Origin of the sequence: Dysgonomonas mossii DSM 22836 (assembly GCF_000213575.1) — a bacterium.
GTDB lineage: Bacteria > Bacteroidota > Bacteroidia > Bacteroidales > Dysgonomonadaceae > Dysgonomonas > Dysgonomonas mossii.
Genome location: NZ_GL892004.1, coordinates 18,636 through 34,331, shown reverse-complemented (window position 1 = coordinate 34,331; position 15,696 = coordinate 18,636). Strand labels below are relative to the sequence as shown.

Below are 15,696 nucleotides of genomic sequence, written 5' to 3'. Positions count from 1 at the left end.
CTATAGTTGCCAAATTTGCATAATTTGGCGTTTTATTTTTTGCGTTTCTGAAATAAAAGATTAATTTTGCGCCGATTGTCAGGAAGGCTCTAACCGAGTCTGTGTCTCATGCCTGTAGCAAAACGCTATGAATATTATCAAAAACTAAAGACAATCGATAGAAAAGTCTTAATTTTAATATAAAAATATGAGTTCTTCCGCTCTTTTTTTAGTAGTTTTCTTAACTGGAATCACACTCGTTTGTGCCGGATTAGGCATGGCCTTACTGTTATCACCAAAATCTTTCAATCCTCAGAAAGGAGAACCATACGAATGTGGTATTCCTACGCATGGAACTTCCTGGATGCAGTTTAAGGTAGGTTATTACCTGTATGCAATTCTTTACTTAATGTTCGACGTTGAGGCTATATTCCTCTTTCCTTGGGCTACAGTTGTAAGGCAATTGGGTGTACCCGGTCTGTATTGTATATTGTTTTTCGTAATAATATTGGGTCTGGGCTTAGCTTATGCCTGGAAGAAAGGAGCATTAAAATGGAAATAAAGAAAATATATATAAAAGGTATTCCTAACGAGGAGTTTAGAGACAATGAATACCTTGAGGATTATGTCAAAGAGCTCAACGAAGGCGGGGTTCCTGTTATAGTGGGTAAGCTCGATGATCTGATCAACTGGGGTCGTTCAAATTCAGTGTGGCCATTAGCTTTTGCTACAAGTTGTTGCGGCATTGAGTTTATGGCTTCAGCAGCAGCTCGTTACGATTTGGCTCGTTTTGGGATGGAGGTAACTCGCAATAGTCCGCGTCAGGCCGATACAATGGTGGTGGCCGGTACGATTGTGCACAAGATGGCTCCACTTTTGAAACGTGTATATGATCAGATGGCAGAACCGAAATATGTAGTTGCGATGGGTAGTTGCGCTATTTCGGGAGGTCCATTTGTTGATTCATACCATGTTGTGAAGGGTATTGATGAAATAATTCCTGTAGATGTATATGTGCCGGGATGCCCTCCGCGTCCTGAAGCTTTATTTTATGGTTTGATGCAATTGCAACGTAAGATAAAAGTAGAGCGTTTTATGTTCCGTAAAGGACACAAGAACATCAAACGGGATAAATAAGAATAATATAGAACTGAGATCCCTTACTTTTCCCAAAAAGACTAAGAAACAAAGAGACAATGGAAAATATCAAGAAGGTAATACTCGAAGCTGTACCTGAAGCGGCTATTGAAGATAAAACACCTTTAACTGTAACTGTAGAACCTAACAAACTACGTCATTTAGTAAAAGCACTTCGCAACTATGCTGCGATGCCTTTCGATTACTTGGCAATGTTGACAGGAACTGATGAAGGAGAGATGCTGATGGTAACTTATTTGCTGTGCCCTTCAACAGATTTGTCGAAAGAAATAGCGGTAAAAACAGGAACAGCAAATCGCGTAAATCCATTATTGTATACAGTTACCGATATTTGGGAAACTGCACACTATAATGAGCGTGAAGTTTTTGCTATGCTGGGTATTCGCTTTATCAACAACCCTGATATGCGCCGTTTCTTTCTCAACTCAGACTGGGTTGGTTTTCCTTTGAGAAAAGACTATGATGCGAGTCCCGTAAAGAATCCCGTATCGATAGAAAGTAAGGATATTATAGATACTGCTCCACGTATTGTAGAAATGCCTGATGGTAAGCTGAAAGAGGAGCGAGCTGATATTTTCGAAAAAGACGATTATATAATAAATATAGGGCCACAGCACCCATCCACACACGGAGTAATGCATTTTCGTGTAGCTTTGGAAGGTGAGATCGTTAAGAAGATCGATGTGCATAGTGGTTACATTCATCGCGGAATAGAGAAGCTGAGTGAGAAACTCACCTATCCGCAAATACTACACTTTACAGACCGCCTTGATTATCTTTCTGCCAACATAAACCGTCATGGATTGTGTATGTGTGTAGAAAAGGCTGCTCAGATAGAAGTTCCCGAAAGAGCTCAATATATACGTACTATCATGGATGAGTTGAATCGTATCGATTCTCACTTGGTTGCATGGGGTACGATGTGTATGGACTTGGGTTCTACTACAGCCTTTATATACGGTATGCGCGAAAGGGAAGATATCCTTAAGATATTTGAGAAAAACACAGGAGGCCGTCTGATTATTAACTACAATGTCCTTGGTGGTGTGATGTTTGATATACAGCCTGATTTTCAGTCGGATGTAAAAGCATTTATACCTGTAATGCGTAAGGCACTGATCGAATATGATAAATTATTCACCGGAAACGTGATCGCAGTAGGCCGTATGAAAGGATTGGGACTTCTGTCGAAAGAAGACGCCATTTCGTATGCTGTTACCGGACCTGCAGGACGTGCATCAGGATTTTCTTGCGATATACGTAAACATATGCCTTATGCGTTGTACGATAAGGTTGAATTTAACGAAGTTATTCGCGAAAATGGAGACTCTTTCGACCGATATTTGAATCGCCTTGACGAAATAGAAGAATCTTTAAAAATCATAGAACAACTAATCGATAATATACCTGACGGAGACTATCTGGCAAAAACAAAAGCGATAATAAAACTACCTGAAGGTGAATATTATCAGCGAGTAGAAGCCGGACGTGGAGAGTTTGGTATATATATAGAAAGCCGTGGAGATAAAGCTCCTTATCGTCTCAAGTTCCGTTCGCCCTCTATGGCTGCTGTTTCGGCTATGCCATTGATCTGTGCGGATGAGAAGATATCAGACTTTATCGGTATCGGTGGATCTATGGACTATGTGATTCCGGATATCGACCGTTGATCAAGAGCGTTTTAGGGTTGCTAGAGCAGGGACAAAGTTTATTTGGATTTTGCCAAGTCACACCGGACGACTAATTAATTGAATATTTATTTTATCAATATAAGAAGATATATGTTGTTATTTGATTCTCAAGTAGTAGAAGTATCATATTGGCTTAGCCAGTTCGATGTATTTCTGACTAAGAATTTACCTACATGGGCGGTCTTGGCTATAGAGTTTGTATTGGTTGCCGTCGCATTGCTGACCTTGTACGCCGTATTAGCCTTGATCCTGATATATGTAGAACGTAAAATCACAGCTTTCTTTCAGGCTCGTCTCGGTCCTAACCGTGTCGGTAAATATGGATTAGTTCAGAGTGTTGCCGATATGGTAAAGATCCTTATCAAGGAAATTATCCATGTAAGACAGTCCGACAGATTTCTGTTTTTCACAGCTCCTTTCTTCATGATTATAGCATCTATGCTTACATTCGGTGCTTTGCCTTTTGGTAAGGGGTTGCAAGCTATAGATTTTAATATTGGAGTGTTTTACGTTGTGGCTGTATCTTCACTTGGTATTATTGGAGTTTTGCTGGCCGGATGGTCTAGTAACAACAAATACTCGATGATTGGTGCTATGCGAAGCGGTGCGCAATTTATAAGTTATGAATTGTCTGCAGGTTTCGCCCTGATGACTATGGTGGTGTTGTCGGGAACAATGAGCTTTTCTAAAATAATAGAAGGACAAACATATCTTCATCAATGGAATATAATTGCAGGACACGTTCCGGCACTTATTGCATTCATTATTTATCTGATTTCGGGACATGCTGAAACAAATCGTGGACCGTTTGACTTACCTGAAGCCGAGTCGGAGTTGACAGCCGGATATCATACCGAATATTCGGGACTACAGTTCGGTTTCTTCTATTTGGCAGAATATCTGAATATGTTTATCGTAGCCGGTATTGCCACTACTGTATTTTTGGGAGGATGGATGCCTATTCAGATTCAAGGGTGGGATGCCTTTAATGAGGTTATGAATTACATACCATCATTCTTGTGGTTCTTCGGAAAAGCAGGATTCCTTATCTTCCTCAGCTTGTGGGTAAGATGGACATTCCCTCGTTTGCGTATCGACCAGTTGTTGAATCTGGAATGGAAATATTTACTGCCTATCAACCTCTTCAATATTTTGTTGATGGTAGTTCTTGTCGTATTTGGTTTGACTCTGAAATAATAAATTATAGTATAAGAAAATGAGTTCAGTTTCAGAATATTTTTCAGGATTATTTGGAGGTATTAAATCTCTTCTCACAGGGATGAGAATTACATGGGGTGAGCTGTGGACTAAGAAAATCACAGAGCAGTACCCTGAGAATAGAGCAACCCTTGTTATTCCCGATCGCTTTCGTGGAGAGTTGACTATGCCTCACGATGAAAACAATGAGCATGCTTGTACTGCTTGTGGTATTTGCCAAATGAATTGTCCGAACGGAACAATACAGGTAATATCGAGATCGATAGAAACAGAGGATGGCAAGAAAAAGAAAGTTCTTGACAAGTATATATACGACTTGGGGTTATGTACATTTTGTAACCTATGTGTGATTACCTGTCCGTCTGATGCTATCAAGTTTGCGAATACGTTCGAAAACTCACTGTTTACACGTAGCAAGCTGATAGAACAATTGAATAGGGATGGATCTAAACTTCGTGAAAAGAAGAAGGAACCAAAACCTGTAGTGGGTAAGCCTGTGGCTAAAGCAGAAGTTGCTGTTGACAGTGCTGCTCCTGCACCTGCACCATCAGCACCTGTTCAAGAGGTAAAAGAAGACAAAGAATAAACATATACGATAATCAATAGATTATGGCAGAACAAATTATATTTTACATTTTAGCAACAATCATTGTGTTTTCTACTATTATGGCAGTAACAACACAAAAGATTATTCGCTCGGCTACATTCCTGTTGTTTGTACTTCTTGGTACTGCGGGCTTGTACTTATTGTTGGATTATCATTTTCTGATGGCTGTGCAGATTGCTGTATATGGCGGAGGGGTGATGGTGCTGTTTATATTCGCTATTTTGCTTACTCACGAGCCGGGAGTAGATGTTAAGTTCGAGAAGCCGGGCAGGATATTTATTTCTGCTTTAGCTGCGCTGGCTGGTTTGGCTATTTGCGGACACATTATATTTTACAATGTCAACAAGTTTTATACCTACATCACGCAACAAGAATTGAATATGCAGGATATAGGTATGGGAATGATGGGAACAGACAAATATCAATATTTGCTGCCATTTGAAGCGATAAGTATATTGCTCCTTGCTTGTATCATTGGAGGAATCATGATTGCTAGAAAAAGATAAGAAAAAGAAAGATATAAGTTATGGGTGAGTTTATAACAAATTTTCTGTCCGGGCCGGTGCCAATCGAAGCATATCTGGTTGTGAGCACCATCATGTTTTTTGCAGGAGTATATGGTTTCCTGTCTCGTAAAAACATGTTGATGGTACTGATATCCGTTGAGTTGATGCTGAATGCTACCGATTTAAACTTTGTGGTGTTTAACCGCTATTTATATCCGGGACAGCTTGAAGGATTCTTCTTCACATTGTTTGCAATAGGTATTGCTGCGGCAGAAACAGCTATTGCTATAGCTATTATCATCAATATATACCGTAATGTGAAAAGTATATATGTGGATGAGAATATAACTAAAATGAAAAACTAAGCAGGGAAATAGTAATAAGATATGGAACATTTTGATTTTACATATTCGATACTGATAGTTGCTTTGCCGGCTATTATGTTTGTTATACTCGGACTGGGTGGAAAATATATGAAACCTGTTGTTGCCGGAATACTGGGAACAACCTCTCTGAGTGTAATGACAATACTATCCTACTTGACGGCATATCAATATTTCTTTGTTGTGGGTAAGGTAGACGGAGCCTATCAGGCGATTCATACAGCAGTAAGATGGCTTACATTTACCGATAAACTGCATATTGATTTGGGTGTTTATCTTGATCCTATTTCGGTAATGATGCTTGTTGTAATCACTACAGTATCATTGATGGTGCACGTTTACAGTTTAGGTTATATGAAAGGAGAAAAAGGTTTTCAACGTTATTATGCCTTCCTTTCACTGTTTAGTTTTGCCATGCTGGGACTGGTTGTTGCAACCAATATTTTCCAGATGTATATTTTCTGGGAGCTTGTGGGGGTATCATCCTTCTTGCTTATCAGTTTCTATTATATCAAACCTTCTGCAGTGGCAGCTTCAAAGAAGGCATTCATTGTTACTCGTTTTGCCGACTTCTTTTTCCTTGTAGGAATTTTATTGTTATCATATTTCTCAGGCTCATTCGATTTCACAGATATAACAGCTCAAGGTGCACCGTTTATTGCTACAATGCAAGGTTCATCTTTCTTAGGCTTGTCTATTATATCGTGGGCGATGCTACTTATATTTATGGGTGGAGCCGGAAAATCAGCGATGATGCCATTCCACATCTGGTTGCCCGATGCGATGGAAGGTCCTACACCTGCTTCGGCATTGATCCACGCCGCAACGATGGTTGTAGCCGGAGTGTTCCTTGTTGCACGTCTATTCCCTGTGTATGCGTTCGGAGCACCTGATATATTGCATTTTATTGGTTATGTAGGTGCAATAACCGCATTGTTTGCAGCTATTGTAGCTTGTACACAAACCGATATAAAACGTGTGTTGGCATTCTCTACCATATCTCAAATCGCATTTATGCTAACCTCTCTTGGTGTTTCCGAATATGGAGGCCACGAAGGTTTAGGATACATGGCCGGTATGTTCCATTTGTTTACTCACGCATTCTTCAAAGCATTATTGTTCTTGTGTGCGGGTGCTATTATTCATGCTGTTCATAGCAACGAGATGGACGATATGGGAGGACTCTGGAAAAAATTACCAATTACAGGTGTTGCCTTTGCTGTAGCTTTGTTTGCGATAGCAGGTATTCCTTTCTTCTCCGGGTTTTATAGTAAAGATGAAATATTAGCTGCGGCATACGAGCACAATAAGATTATATACTTTATACTATCTTTCGCTGCCGGTCTTACAGCATTCTATATGACTCGTTTGTTCCTTCGTATATTCTTCTACGAAAAGAAACACTATCATCACGAGCCGCATGAGGCTGGTCCTGCAATGGCTATCCCGTTGATCATACTAGCCATTTTTGCATTCGGAGCAGGGTATGTCCCTTTCAGTCAGTTTGTGACTTCAGACAGAATGCCATATGATGCGCATATTAATATGCAGGTGGCTATAACAAGCGTTGTGATTTCACTGATAGGAATGGGTATTGCATTTAAACTATACTATAAGAAAAATGAAATACCGGATAAAATTTCAACAAGTATCAGTACGTTGTATACATGGGCTTTGCATAAGTTCTATTTCGACGAATTGTGGTTGTTTGTAACCCGTAGCATTATATTCAAGCGTATATCTAAGCCTATTGCATGGTTTGACCGTAATATTGTAGATGCCTTTATGGACTCTTTGGCATACGTGACTCAGGCTGCCGCCCGTTCTATCAAAGGACTACAATCGGGCTATATTCAGCAGTACGCATTGGCATACTTGTTGGGAGCCTTGATTTTAGTTGTGGGTTTTGCCGGATGGCTGATATGTTTTATTTGTAAGTAAGATAAAGATTAAAATATAAAACAATGAATATTCTTTCATTATTTGTTCTTGTACCTGTGTTGATGTTGTTAGCATTTATACCATGCCGCAACATTAAACAAATCCGTACCGTAGCGGTAATCGGTGCAGCCATTGAAATAGTATTGGCTGTTGCTTTACTCTTTATGTTCTATGCAGAACGCAGTGCCGGCAATACAGCCGAGATGTTGTTTACTTATGATAAGGTTTGGTTTGCGGCGTTGAATATCCATTATGCTATCGGTGTTGATGGTATTTCGGTATTAATGCTTTTGCTTACCGCTGTTATTATATTTACCGGAACATTTGCATCATGGAATATGAATCCGCTGCCTAAAGATTTCTTTATGTGGTTGACCTTACTTTCGGTGGGGGTATATGGATTCTTTATCTCATTGGATATGTTCACCATGTTCTTCTTCTATGAGATTGCTTTGATTCCGATGTATCTGCTTATCGGGCTTTGGGGAACAGGACGAAAAGAATATTCGGCAATGAAACTTACCCTGATGTTGATGGGAGGCTCTGCTTTCCTTGCAGTTGGTATATTCGGTATATACTTCAACTCCTCAACAACGGGAGATTATACATTTAATATACTAGAGGTAGCTGCAAACAATGCAATACCTGTAGCTACTCAATATTGGATATTTCCACTTACGTTCTTAGGATTTGGAGTATTGGGAGCACTTTTCCCATTCCATACATGGTCTCCTGATGGTCATGCATCGGCACCTACGGCTGTGTCTATGCTTCATGCCGGAGTATTGATGAAACTAGGGGGATACGGATGTTTCCGCATCGCAATGCGCCTGATGCCGGAAGCGGCTCACGAGCTTTCATGGATATTCATTATACTAACAGGTATCAGTGTTATCTACGGGGCACTGGGAGCTATTTCTCAAACTGACTTGAAATATATCAATGCATACTCTTCGGTGAGTCACTGCGGACTGGTATTGTTTGCAATATTGATGATGAATCAGACTGCGATGACAGGTGCTGTGATGCAGATGCTTTCACACGGATTGATGACTGCCCTATTCTTTGCTCTGATAGGTATGATATACGGACGTACTCATACACGTGATATTAGACAGATGGGAGGACTCATGAAAATCATGCCATTCCTTAGCGTGTGTTATGTTATTGCGGGTATGGCTTCTCTGGGGCTTCCCGGATTGAGTGGATTCGTCGCCGAGATGACAATCTTTGTAGGTTCGTTCCAGCATAGCGATCTTTTCCATCGTATTTTCACGATTGTTGCTGTTTCTTCAATTGTTGCAACAGCAGTTTATATATTGAAAGTGGTTGGAAAAATTTTATATGGACCAGTACAAGATCCTCATCACTTGGAGCTGACAGATGCAGTATGGCATGAAAAGGTAGCTACAGTAGGGCTGATTGTTTGTGTTGCCGGAATGGGATTGTTTCCGAGTTGGATTTCCGATCTTATCAGTGCAAGTTTGGCATATATAAAATAAGTAAGGATAAATAGTAAACATTGTAATTTTAAGATATAAAGATGGATTTAAGTAATTATTTGTTGATGAAGCATGAACTATCACTGATTGTGGTATTTCTCTTACTCATTTGTTATGATTTGTTTGCTTCAGACAACGCTAAGAAATATTATTTTCCGGTAGCTTGTGGCATATTTCTTATACATACAGTTTTTTGTTTCTTTATCAAAGACGACGGAAGCTCTTTTGCCGGAATGTATGTTACAGGCCCTGCTTATCTTACGATAAAGAATATTCTTAATATAGGCGTCTTCCTTATTTTCTTGCAAGCAAACTCATGGCTTAAGAAACCCGATTCGATATTGAAACGAGGAGAGTTTTTTATGCTCACAACTCTTACTCTGATTGGGATGTACTTGATGATATCTTCAGGAAACTTCTTGTTATTCTACATCGGACTCGAAACAGCATCTCTGCCTATCGCAGCTTTAGTTGCTTTTAATAAATATAAAAAAGAATCGGCCGAAGCCGGAGCAAAATATATCTTTAATGCTATATTCTCTTCAGCGATCATGACATTCGGATTGTCTTTCCTATACGGAGCTTGCGGAACTCTTTATTATACAGATATAGCTGCAAACATCTACTCTACACCACTCGTGGTTATGGCAATGGTTTTTGTTATGAGTGGATTGTTCTTCAAGATATCTTTGGTTCCTTTCCATCTTTGGGCACCGGACACATATCAGGGAGCACCTACTAATGTGACTTTATATTTATCTACCATATCGAAAGGAGCGGCTGTATTTGCTCTTATGACTATCTTGTTTAAGGTATTCCCGGCATTGCAGGATGTATGGCAAAATATAATATGGATTGTAATCCTTGTTACCATTACTGTTGGTAACTTGTTTGCTCTTCGTCAGAAAAACATGAAACGCTTCCTTGCCTTCTCATCTATTTCGCAGGCAGGATATATTATGCTGAGTGTATTTACCGGGACATCGGCAGGTATGGCAGCAACTATATTTTACGTATTTGTTTATGTCTTTTCCAACCTTGCAGCCTTTGGCGTTATTTCAGCAGTGGAAGATAAAACAGGTAAAGTGAATATGGACGACTATAACGGATTGTATTATTCAAATCCGAAATTAGCATTGGCTATGATGATCGCCATGTTCTCTCTTGGAGGAATTCCATTTGCCGCAGGATTTTTCAGTAAGCTGTTTGTCTTTATGGCAGCTATGGAACAAGGACACACTTTGTTGGTTTTCTTAGCGTTCCTCAATACTGTTATATCACTCTTCTACTATTTGTTGGTAGTGAAGGCAATGTTTATAAAAAAGGCAGATTCTCCTATCGAATCGCTAGATACAGATAAGTATATGAAAGCCTCTTTAGTAATATCAATGATCGGTATTTTTGCCGTAGGTGTAGTAAGTTACTTCTATGAGTATATAGCACACGTTAGCTTTGGTATATATTAAAGAATATTAAAGAATAAAAATAATTCGACAGAAGGCCTTATCTTTGGGACTTCTGTCGAATTTTATGTAATAATAAGGAATCAATATATATGAATTTATTCATTTTACTACAAGCAGCAAGCCCCGTGATCGAAATGGCAGATCAAGCTGCACAGACTGCACCTGAAGAAACTTATCTTAGTCTTGTCTTGAAAGGGGGATGGGTACTTCTACCTATATTTCTTCTATCGTTACTCTCCATTTATGTTATAATAAACAAGTGGCTTGTAATAAGTCGTTTGGGAAAGAAAGACTCTATTTGGCTGTCTCGCGTTATTGAGTTGGTGAATGAGGGTAAGATAGATAAGGCCTTGAAATTCTGTATAGAACGTCCTTATGCTTCGGCGAAAGTTATTGCAGCCGGATTGAAAGAATTTGAATTGAGCGAAAAAGAGATAGAAGAAGCAATGGAGGTTGAAGCACGCCAACAGGTAAATATCCTTGAAAACCAAATGAACTGGCTGGGAATTACCGCTTCTATTGCACCTATGCTCGGATTTTTAGGAACAATATTTGGAGTTATAAAGATATTTTATGATATTGCACGAACAAATGATCTCGCTATTGATACTATCTCTACCGGATTGTATCAGAAAATGATATGTTCGGCAGCCGGTTTGTTGGTAGGTATTGTTGCATATTCAGGCTACTATATACTCAATGGACGTATTGATAAAGTAGTAGTAAATATAGATAAAGACTCAAACGAAGTGCTTAAAGCTATACGTGCATATAAGAAGGGAACAATAGTAGCGTAATATTTGTTTTGAGTAAAGACATTGAACAGAAATGAAGATAGAACGAAGAAAAACAAGAACAGCCGAGGTATATACTGCATCATTGAATGATATAATGTTCTTTTTATTATTATTCTTTCTTATTATATCCACGATGGTGACACCTGCTGCCATCAGGGTGCTACTTCCCAATGCCGCAACCTCGGAAAAGGTGGTGACAAAGAAAAATATAAACGTGATCATAACAAAAGATCTACGATATTACATTGATGACAAAGAACTACAGAAAAGTGAATTAGAGTCTGCACTGGGTTCAGTTCTGGCAAAAGAGAAGACTGACAACCCAAATGTAGAGATGAACGTTTTGCTACAAGCCGATAAGTCGTTGAGCTTACAGGATGTTGTAGATGTTATAGATATAGGAAATAAACTTCAGGTCAAGATGGTTCTTTTCACTCAAAAACCTGAATGATTTATACTTAATAATCTTTATATTATAAAGTTAAAAAAAGAGGTGGTATAATTATTTTTATCACTGACAGATGCAACACTTCCACAAAAAATGCATCTTTAAAGTGAGGCTTAGCCAATATGAATGAACTGCAAATGATAGCAGGCTGTAAAGAACAAAAGCGAGACGCACAAAAAATGCTCTACGAAACGTATGCACGTAAGATGTATAGCATATGTCTCCGTTATAGTTCGGATCAGGATGCTGCGCAGGATCTTTTACAGGATGGCTTCATGAAAGTTTTTTCAAATATCGGTTCATATCAGGAAAGAGGTTCTTTTGAAGGATGGATGAAACGCGTATTTATAAACCTTGCTTTAGAAAACTTAAGAAAGAAAAAGTCGATATTTCATTCTTCTGAGGATATCCAAAATCTCCCGGAGGTCGTTGATGAATCAACAGAAGACGATCAAATGTACAGGATATCGGAAACGGAACTATTGAAAATGGTACAAGAATTGCCGAAAGGTTACTCTACTGTTTTTAATTTGTATGCTATAGAAGATTACTCCCATAAAGAAATTGCTGATATGCTTGGTATAAGTGAAGGAACTTCTCGCTCACAGTATGTGAGGGCCAGGCAAATATTGCAGGATAGGGTAAAAAAATATGTAAACGAGAGAGTGTAAAGATGATAGAAGATAAAGACAAAATAAAGGATCTATTCTCCTCAAAGTTGAAAGACTTTGAGCCGGAAGTGCCTGCATCCCTATGGGGTGGGTTAGATCAGCTTTTGTCTCAGCAGGCAGCACCTGCTGACCCATCTTCTGCGTCCAGCTCCTCTTCTTCTTCGGGTTCTTCTGTTGCAACAGCCTCTAAGGTCTCTCTAATAAAGACTGCATTGATAACAGTAGGTGTTGCTGCGGCAGTTGTTACCGGTGTACTGCTTATCCCAAAAGGGAGTAATTTGGTTGTACCCGAAGAGCCAAAAGTAGCTACAATAGAAGAAGCTATTCAGGATACAATCAAGCTTGATGATACAACGATCGTGATTTCTCCACGACCTGCGATAAGACCTATTATAGCAAGGGCCGAGCTACAACAGGAGAAGAAAGCAGTTGTTGATGTGCAGGTTTCAACTTCTTCACAGCAGCCGCAGAAAGAATCGGGTAAACCCGAAAAGAAAGAAGATGTGGCAAAAGAGAAGTCTTTGCGCAGTAGCGGGGATCATAAAGAAGTGAGATTGCTACCGAAGAAGAATTCGGGTTCAGGTCTTTCTGTCGGACTGTCTACTAACTCTGCATTATTTGGTCAGAATATCAATCAAAATGGGGGGCGCTTATTATTCTCTTATCCTACCAGAGGCAAATTTTTCAATGATGCCCTTGCTAAAGAAAATAAAGAATTTAAATTACAACATAACTTGCCAATTTCATTCGGATTGAAGGTTTCTAAAAGTATTACTCCTAATTTGTCTTTAGAAACGGGTATTGTATACACTTATCTTTCTTCTAAGATAACGTCAAATAGTGCCTTTAATATTCGAGAGAATCAATACTTCCATTATTTGGGGGTACCATTAACGTTGAATTATAAATTCTATGAACTGGGTAAGGCTAAATTTTATTTATCTGCCGGAGGGATGGTGCAAAAAGATATTAAGGGGCAGTATGAAAGTAAGATAGCGTATACAGAATCTACCCTTATTGTTATGGGGCTCCCTCGAGATCTGTATTATTCAGAGCCATACTATATAAAAGAATCAATAAAACAGGCTAATCCTCAATTTTCTGCAAATGTAGGGATAGGAGGTGCATATCCTATTTATAAAAAATTGTATCTTTACGGAACGATTGGAGGTGCTTATTATTTTGATGCCGGAAATAAGTACTCCACAATATACTCAGATCGAAAAATTCAATTGGATTTTAATCTGGGTGTTAAGTTCGATTTTTAATATTTACGAATAATTAATTTAAAACATGAAAACATCAATACTAAAATTGATCTGTGGGGTATTTGCTGTAGGGCTTTTATTTTCTTCTTGCCTTGGAGACAGCGACAATAAGATAAATATTAACAATGACTATGTTTTTGTAACCACCAAAGACGGTATGAAAGTTGCTGCTGTAGCAAGTTACAGAACATGGATCGTAACAGATCAGGTAAATGCGTCGAATACTATAGAAGGACAGTATTACACTATGGGCTATTCTATAAATACTTCGCAATCATTAGGTAATGGGATTTATCAAGGAGCAGATTATGGTGAACCTTTGGTTAGAATAGAACAAACCAGTGTAGCCGTTAAAGCTCCAGATAGAGTGGATGACTTTAACCCAACAATATTCACTTCTCCATTTCCTTATCCGATAAAAGATTTTTTTGGAGACGGATGGGTTTTTGGAGCTCAGGCTGAATTGAAAGAAGGCACTGTTGCAGATATGTATTTTTATTATGACCCTTCTAATCAAAAAGAAGAAGTCAATGGAGTAGTTCAAGAAATAGGAAATAATAAGATAATTATTGATGTTAGATTTGGAAAAAGGCTTGAAGGTAATGGAGCTCTAGGTAGTAGACCTATATTGTATGTAGCGAAAATGTCACAACTAAGATCATACTTCCAATATCAGAGCGGAAAATTCAGCTTCAATAATGAAAAAAGTGTTTCTATCCCTATAAAATTCCGTTATAACAAGACCGTGACAGAAAATGGCCAAAATGTTGTAAAAGAAACATTAGATGGTAATTGGAACACCGACTCATCTGCCAAATATCTCCTATACTTTGACTCAGCATCTTGATAAAAGTATACAATGAAATATATGAGAAGGCACAACAATCAAAAGTTGTGCTTTTTTGTTATAAATAATTTTTATATTAATATTAAAAAAACGATAACGAATGATTGAAGTTGTAGAAGAGTATTTACCTCAAATTATAGCGTCAGTTTTTATTATATTACTAACGCCACTATCTAAATATGTATCAAGAAAGATAATAATAAAATATGGGCAACTAACCTTAAAGGCTGAAGCCCGAATATTTCAGATAATACAGGTAATTAATATACTTATTAATTTTGTTTGTGTTGTTGCACTTGCAATTATATGGGGAGTACAACCTCAGAATATGTTGGTTGCTGTTTCTTCGATATTTGCCGTTATTGGGGTTGCCTTATTTGCGCAATGGTCTATATTGAGCAATATTACGGCAGGCATTATAATTTTCTTTTCTATGCCGTTCAGAATAGGAGATAAGATACATATCCTCGATAAGGATACACCGATAGAGGCTATAATAGAAAATGTGCTTACTTTCCATACATACCTCAGAACAATGGATGGAGAACAAATTATAATACCCAATTCTTTATTTCTTCAAAAAATAGTATCGGTTGGCAAACCGAAAGAAGAATAATCAAATAGCAACAAGCAATTTTTTTTTCTATATTTGTGTATCTATAGTTAAAAAATATTTTAGAATATGTCGATAAATAAAGTAATACTTGTAGGAAATGTAGGGAAAGACCCTGATGTAAAATATTTTGATAACGGGAGCGTTGTTGCAAACTTTACCTTGGCTACTACCGAAAGAGGCTACACCGCTGCAAATGGAACTCAGATACCTGACCGTACAGAGTGGCATAATATTGTCTGCTGGCGAGGCTTAGCTAAAGTAGCAGAACAGTTTGTGAGGAAAGGCACTCAGGTGTATGTTGAAGGAAAAATTCGTTCGCGTACTTACGATGATGCCAATGGAGTAAAACGTTACGTTAATGAGATATATGCAGACAATCTTGAACTACTGGGAAGCCGTAAGCGTGAAGGCGGAGATTCTCCTGCCGGCTATGGTTCACCTACGGGGTATGGTTCGGATAACACACCGACTGAGAATACAGGGTATCAAACCCCTCCAATGATGGGAGAGGAGGACGATCTACCATTCTGATTTATACAAAAATATTATAATACTTCCTTAGAGGAAGTGTATAGAATAAATATAAAACTGAACAGAT

At 38.5% G+C, this 15,696-nt stretch carries 16 protein-coding genes and 1 pseudogene; all 17 read left to right on the top strand.

Annotated elements, in window-relative coordinates; genetic code table 11:
- Window positions 1-187 precede the first annotated feature (187 nt).
- The 17 genes and pseudogenes from HMPREF9456_RS00185 (at window position 188) to HMPREF9456_RS00105 (ending at window position 15,629) form a co-directional block, all read left to right on the top strand.
- Window positions 188-541, top strand: a complete 354-nt coding sequence (locus HMPREF9456_RS00185) for an NADH-quinone oxidoreductase subunit A (protein ID WP_006841409.1) — start codon at window positions 188-190, stop codon at window positions 539-541.
- Window positions 532-1,116: an NADH-quinone oxidoreductase subunit B gene (locus HMPREF9456_RS00180; protein WP_006841408.1), complete on the top strand. Its 585-nt coding sequence runs from the start codon at window positions 532-534 to the stop codon at window positions 1,114-1,116. The genes HMPREF9456_RS00185 and HMPREF9456_RS00180 overlap by 10 nt, the downstream gene beginning before the upstream one ends.
- Window positions 1,117-1,175: 59 nt before the next feature.
- Window positions 1,176-2,807, top strand: coding sequence for an NADH-quinone oxidoreductase subunit D (locus HMPREF9456_RS00175; RefSeq protein WP_006841407.1), 1,632 nt, complete (start codon window positions 1,176-1,178; stop codon window positions 2,805-2,807).
- A 111-nt stretch (window positions 2,808-2,918) separates the two neighbouring features.
- Window positions 2,919-4,025, top strand: a complete 1,107-nt coding sequence (nuoH, locus tag HMPREF9456_RS00170; RefSeq protein WP_006841406.1) for an NADH-quinone oxidoreductase subunit NuoH — start codon at window positions 2,919-2,921, stop codon at window positions 4,023-4,025.
- A 19-nt stretch (window positions 4,026-4,044) separates the two neighbouring features.
- A pseudogene (locus HMPREF9456_RS00165) lies at window positions 4,045-4,518 on the top strand (4Fe-4S binding protein); the annotation flags it as partial.
- Window positions 4,519-4,655: 137 nt separating this feature from the next.
- Window positions 4,656-5,159: an NADH-quinone oxidoreductase subunit J family protein gene (locus tag HMPREF9456_RS00160; protein ID WP_006841404.1), complete on the top strand. Its 504-nt coding sequence runs from the start codon at window positions 4,656-4,658 to the stop codon at window positions 5,157-5,159.
- A 20-nt stretch (window positions 5,160-5,179) separates the two neighbouring features.
- Window positions 5,180-5,524, top strand: coding sequence for an NADH-quinone oxidoreductase subunit NuoK (gene nuoK / locus HMPREF9456_RS00155; RefSeq protein WP_006841403.1), 345 nt, complete (start codon window positions 5,180-5,182; stop codon window positions 5,522-5,524).
- A gap of 21 nt (window positions 5,525-5,545) precedes the next feature.
- Window positions 5,546-7,483, top strand: coding sequence for an NADH-quinone oxidoreductase subunit L (gene nuoL, locus HMPREF9456_RS00150; protein WP_006841402.1), 1,938 nt, complete (start codon window positions 5,546-5,548; stop codon window positions 7,481-7,483).
- A gap of 23 nt (window positions 7,484-7,506) precedes the next feature.
- Window positions 7,507-8,985 (top strand): complex I subunit 4 family protein, encoded by a 1,479-nt coding sequence (locus HMPREF9456_RS00145; protein ID WP_006841401.1) that lies wholly within the window; start codon window positions 7,507-7,509, stop codon window positions 8,983-8,985.
- Window positions 8,986-9,026: 41 nt separating this feature from the next.
- Window positions 9,027-10,451 (top strand): NADH-quinone oxidoreductase subunit N, encoded by a 1,425-nt coding sequence (locus tag HMPREF9456_RS00140; RefSeq protein WP_006841400.1) that lies wholly within the window; start codon window positions 9,027-9,029, stop codon window positions 10,449-10,451.
- 89 nt (window positions 10,452-10,540) lie between these two features.
- Entirely contained in the window at window positions 10,541-11,248 is a 708-nt protein-coding gene (locus tag HMPREF9456_RS00135; RefSeq protein ID WP_006841399.1) for a MotA/TolQ/ExbB proton channel family protein, read from the top strand.
- Between the two features lie 31 nt (window positions 11,249-11,279).
- Window positions 11,280-11,699, top strand: coding sequence for an ExbD/TolR family protein (locus HMPREF9456_RS00130; RefSeq protein WP_006841398.1), 420 nt, complete (start codon window positions 11,280-11,282; stop codon window positions 11,697-11,699).
- Between the two features lie 119 nt (window positions 11,700-11,818).
- The gene (locus HMPREF9456_RS00125) at window positions 11,819-12,367 is read left to right on the top strand and encodes an RNA polymerase sigma factor (RefSeq protein ID WP_006841397.1); all 549 of its coding nucleotides are present in this window, start codon (window positions 11,819-11,821) and stop codon (window positions 12,365-12,367) included.
- Window positions 12,368-12,369: 2 nt separating this feature from the next.
- On the top strand, window positions 12,370-13,635 hold the full coding sequence (locus HMPREF9456_RS00120) for a hypothetical protein (RefSeq protein ID WP_006841396.1): 1,266 nt from the start codon (window positions 12,370-12,372) through the stop codon (window positions 13,633-13,635).
- Between the two features lie 25 nt (window positions 13,636-13,660).
- Window positions 13,661-14,482 carry a hypothetical protein gene (locus HMPREF9456_RS00115; RefSeq protein ID WP_006841395.1) on the top strand — a complete coding sequence of 274 codons (822 nt, stop codon included), beginning with the start codon at window positions 13,661-13,663 and terminating at the stop codon, window positions 14,480-14,482.
- Between the two features lie 100 nt (window positions 14,483-14,582).
- A complete protein-coding gene (locus HMPREF9456_RS00110; protein WP_006841394.1) occupies window positions 14,583-15,098 on the top strand; it encodes a mechanosensitive ion channel domain-containing protein in 516 nt (171 codons plus the stop codon).
- Between the two features lie 66 nt (window positions 15,099-15,164).
- The gene (locus HMPREF9456_RS00105; protein ID WP_006841393.1) at window positions 15,165-15,629 is read left to right on the top strand and encodes a single-stranded DNA-binding protein; all 465 of its coding nucleotides are present in this window, start codon (window positions 15,165-15,167) and stop codon (window positions 15,627-15,629) included.
- The last annotated feature ends 67 nt before the right edge of the window (window positions 15,630-15,696 follow it).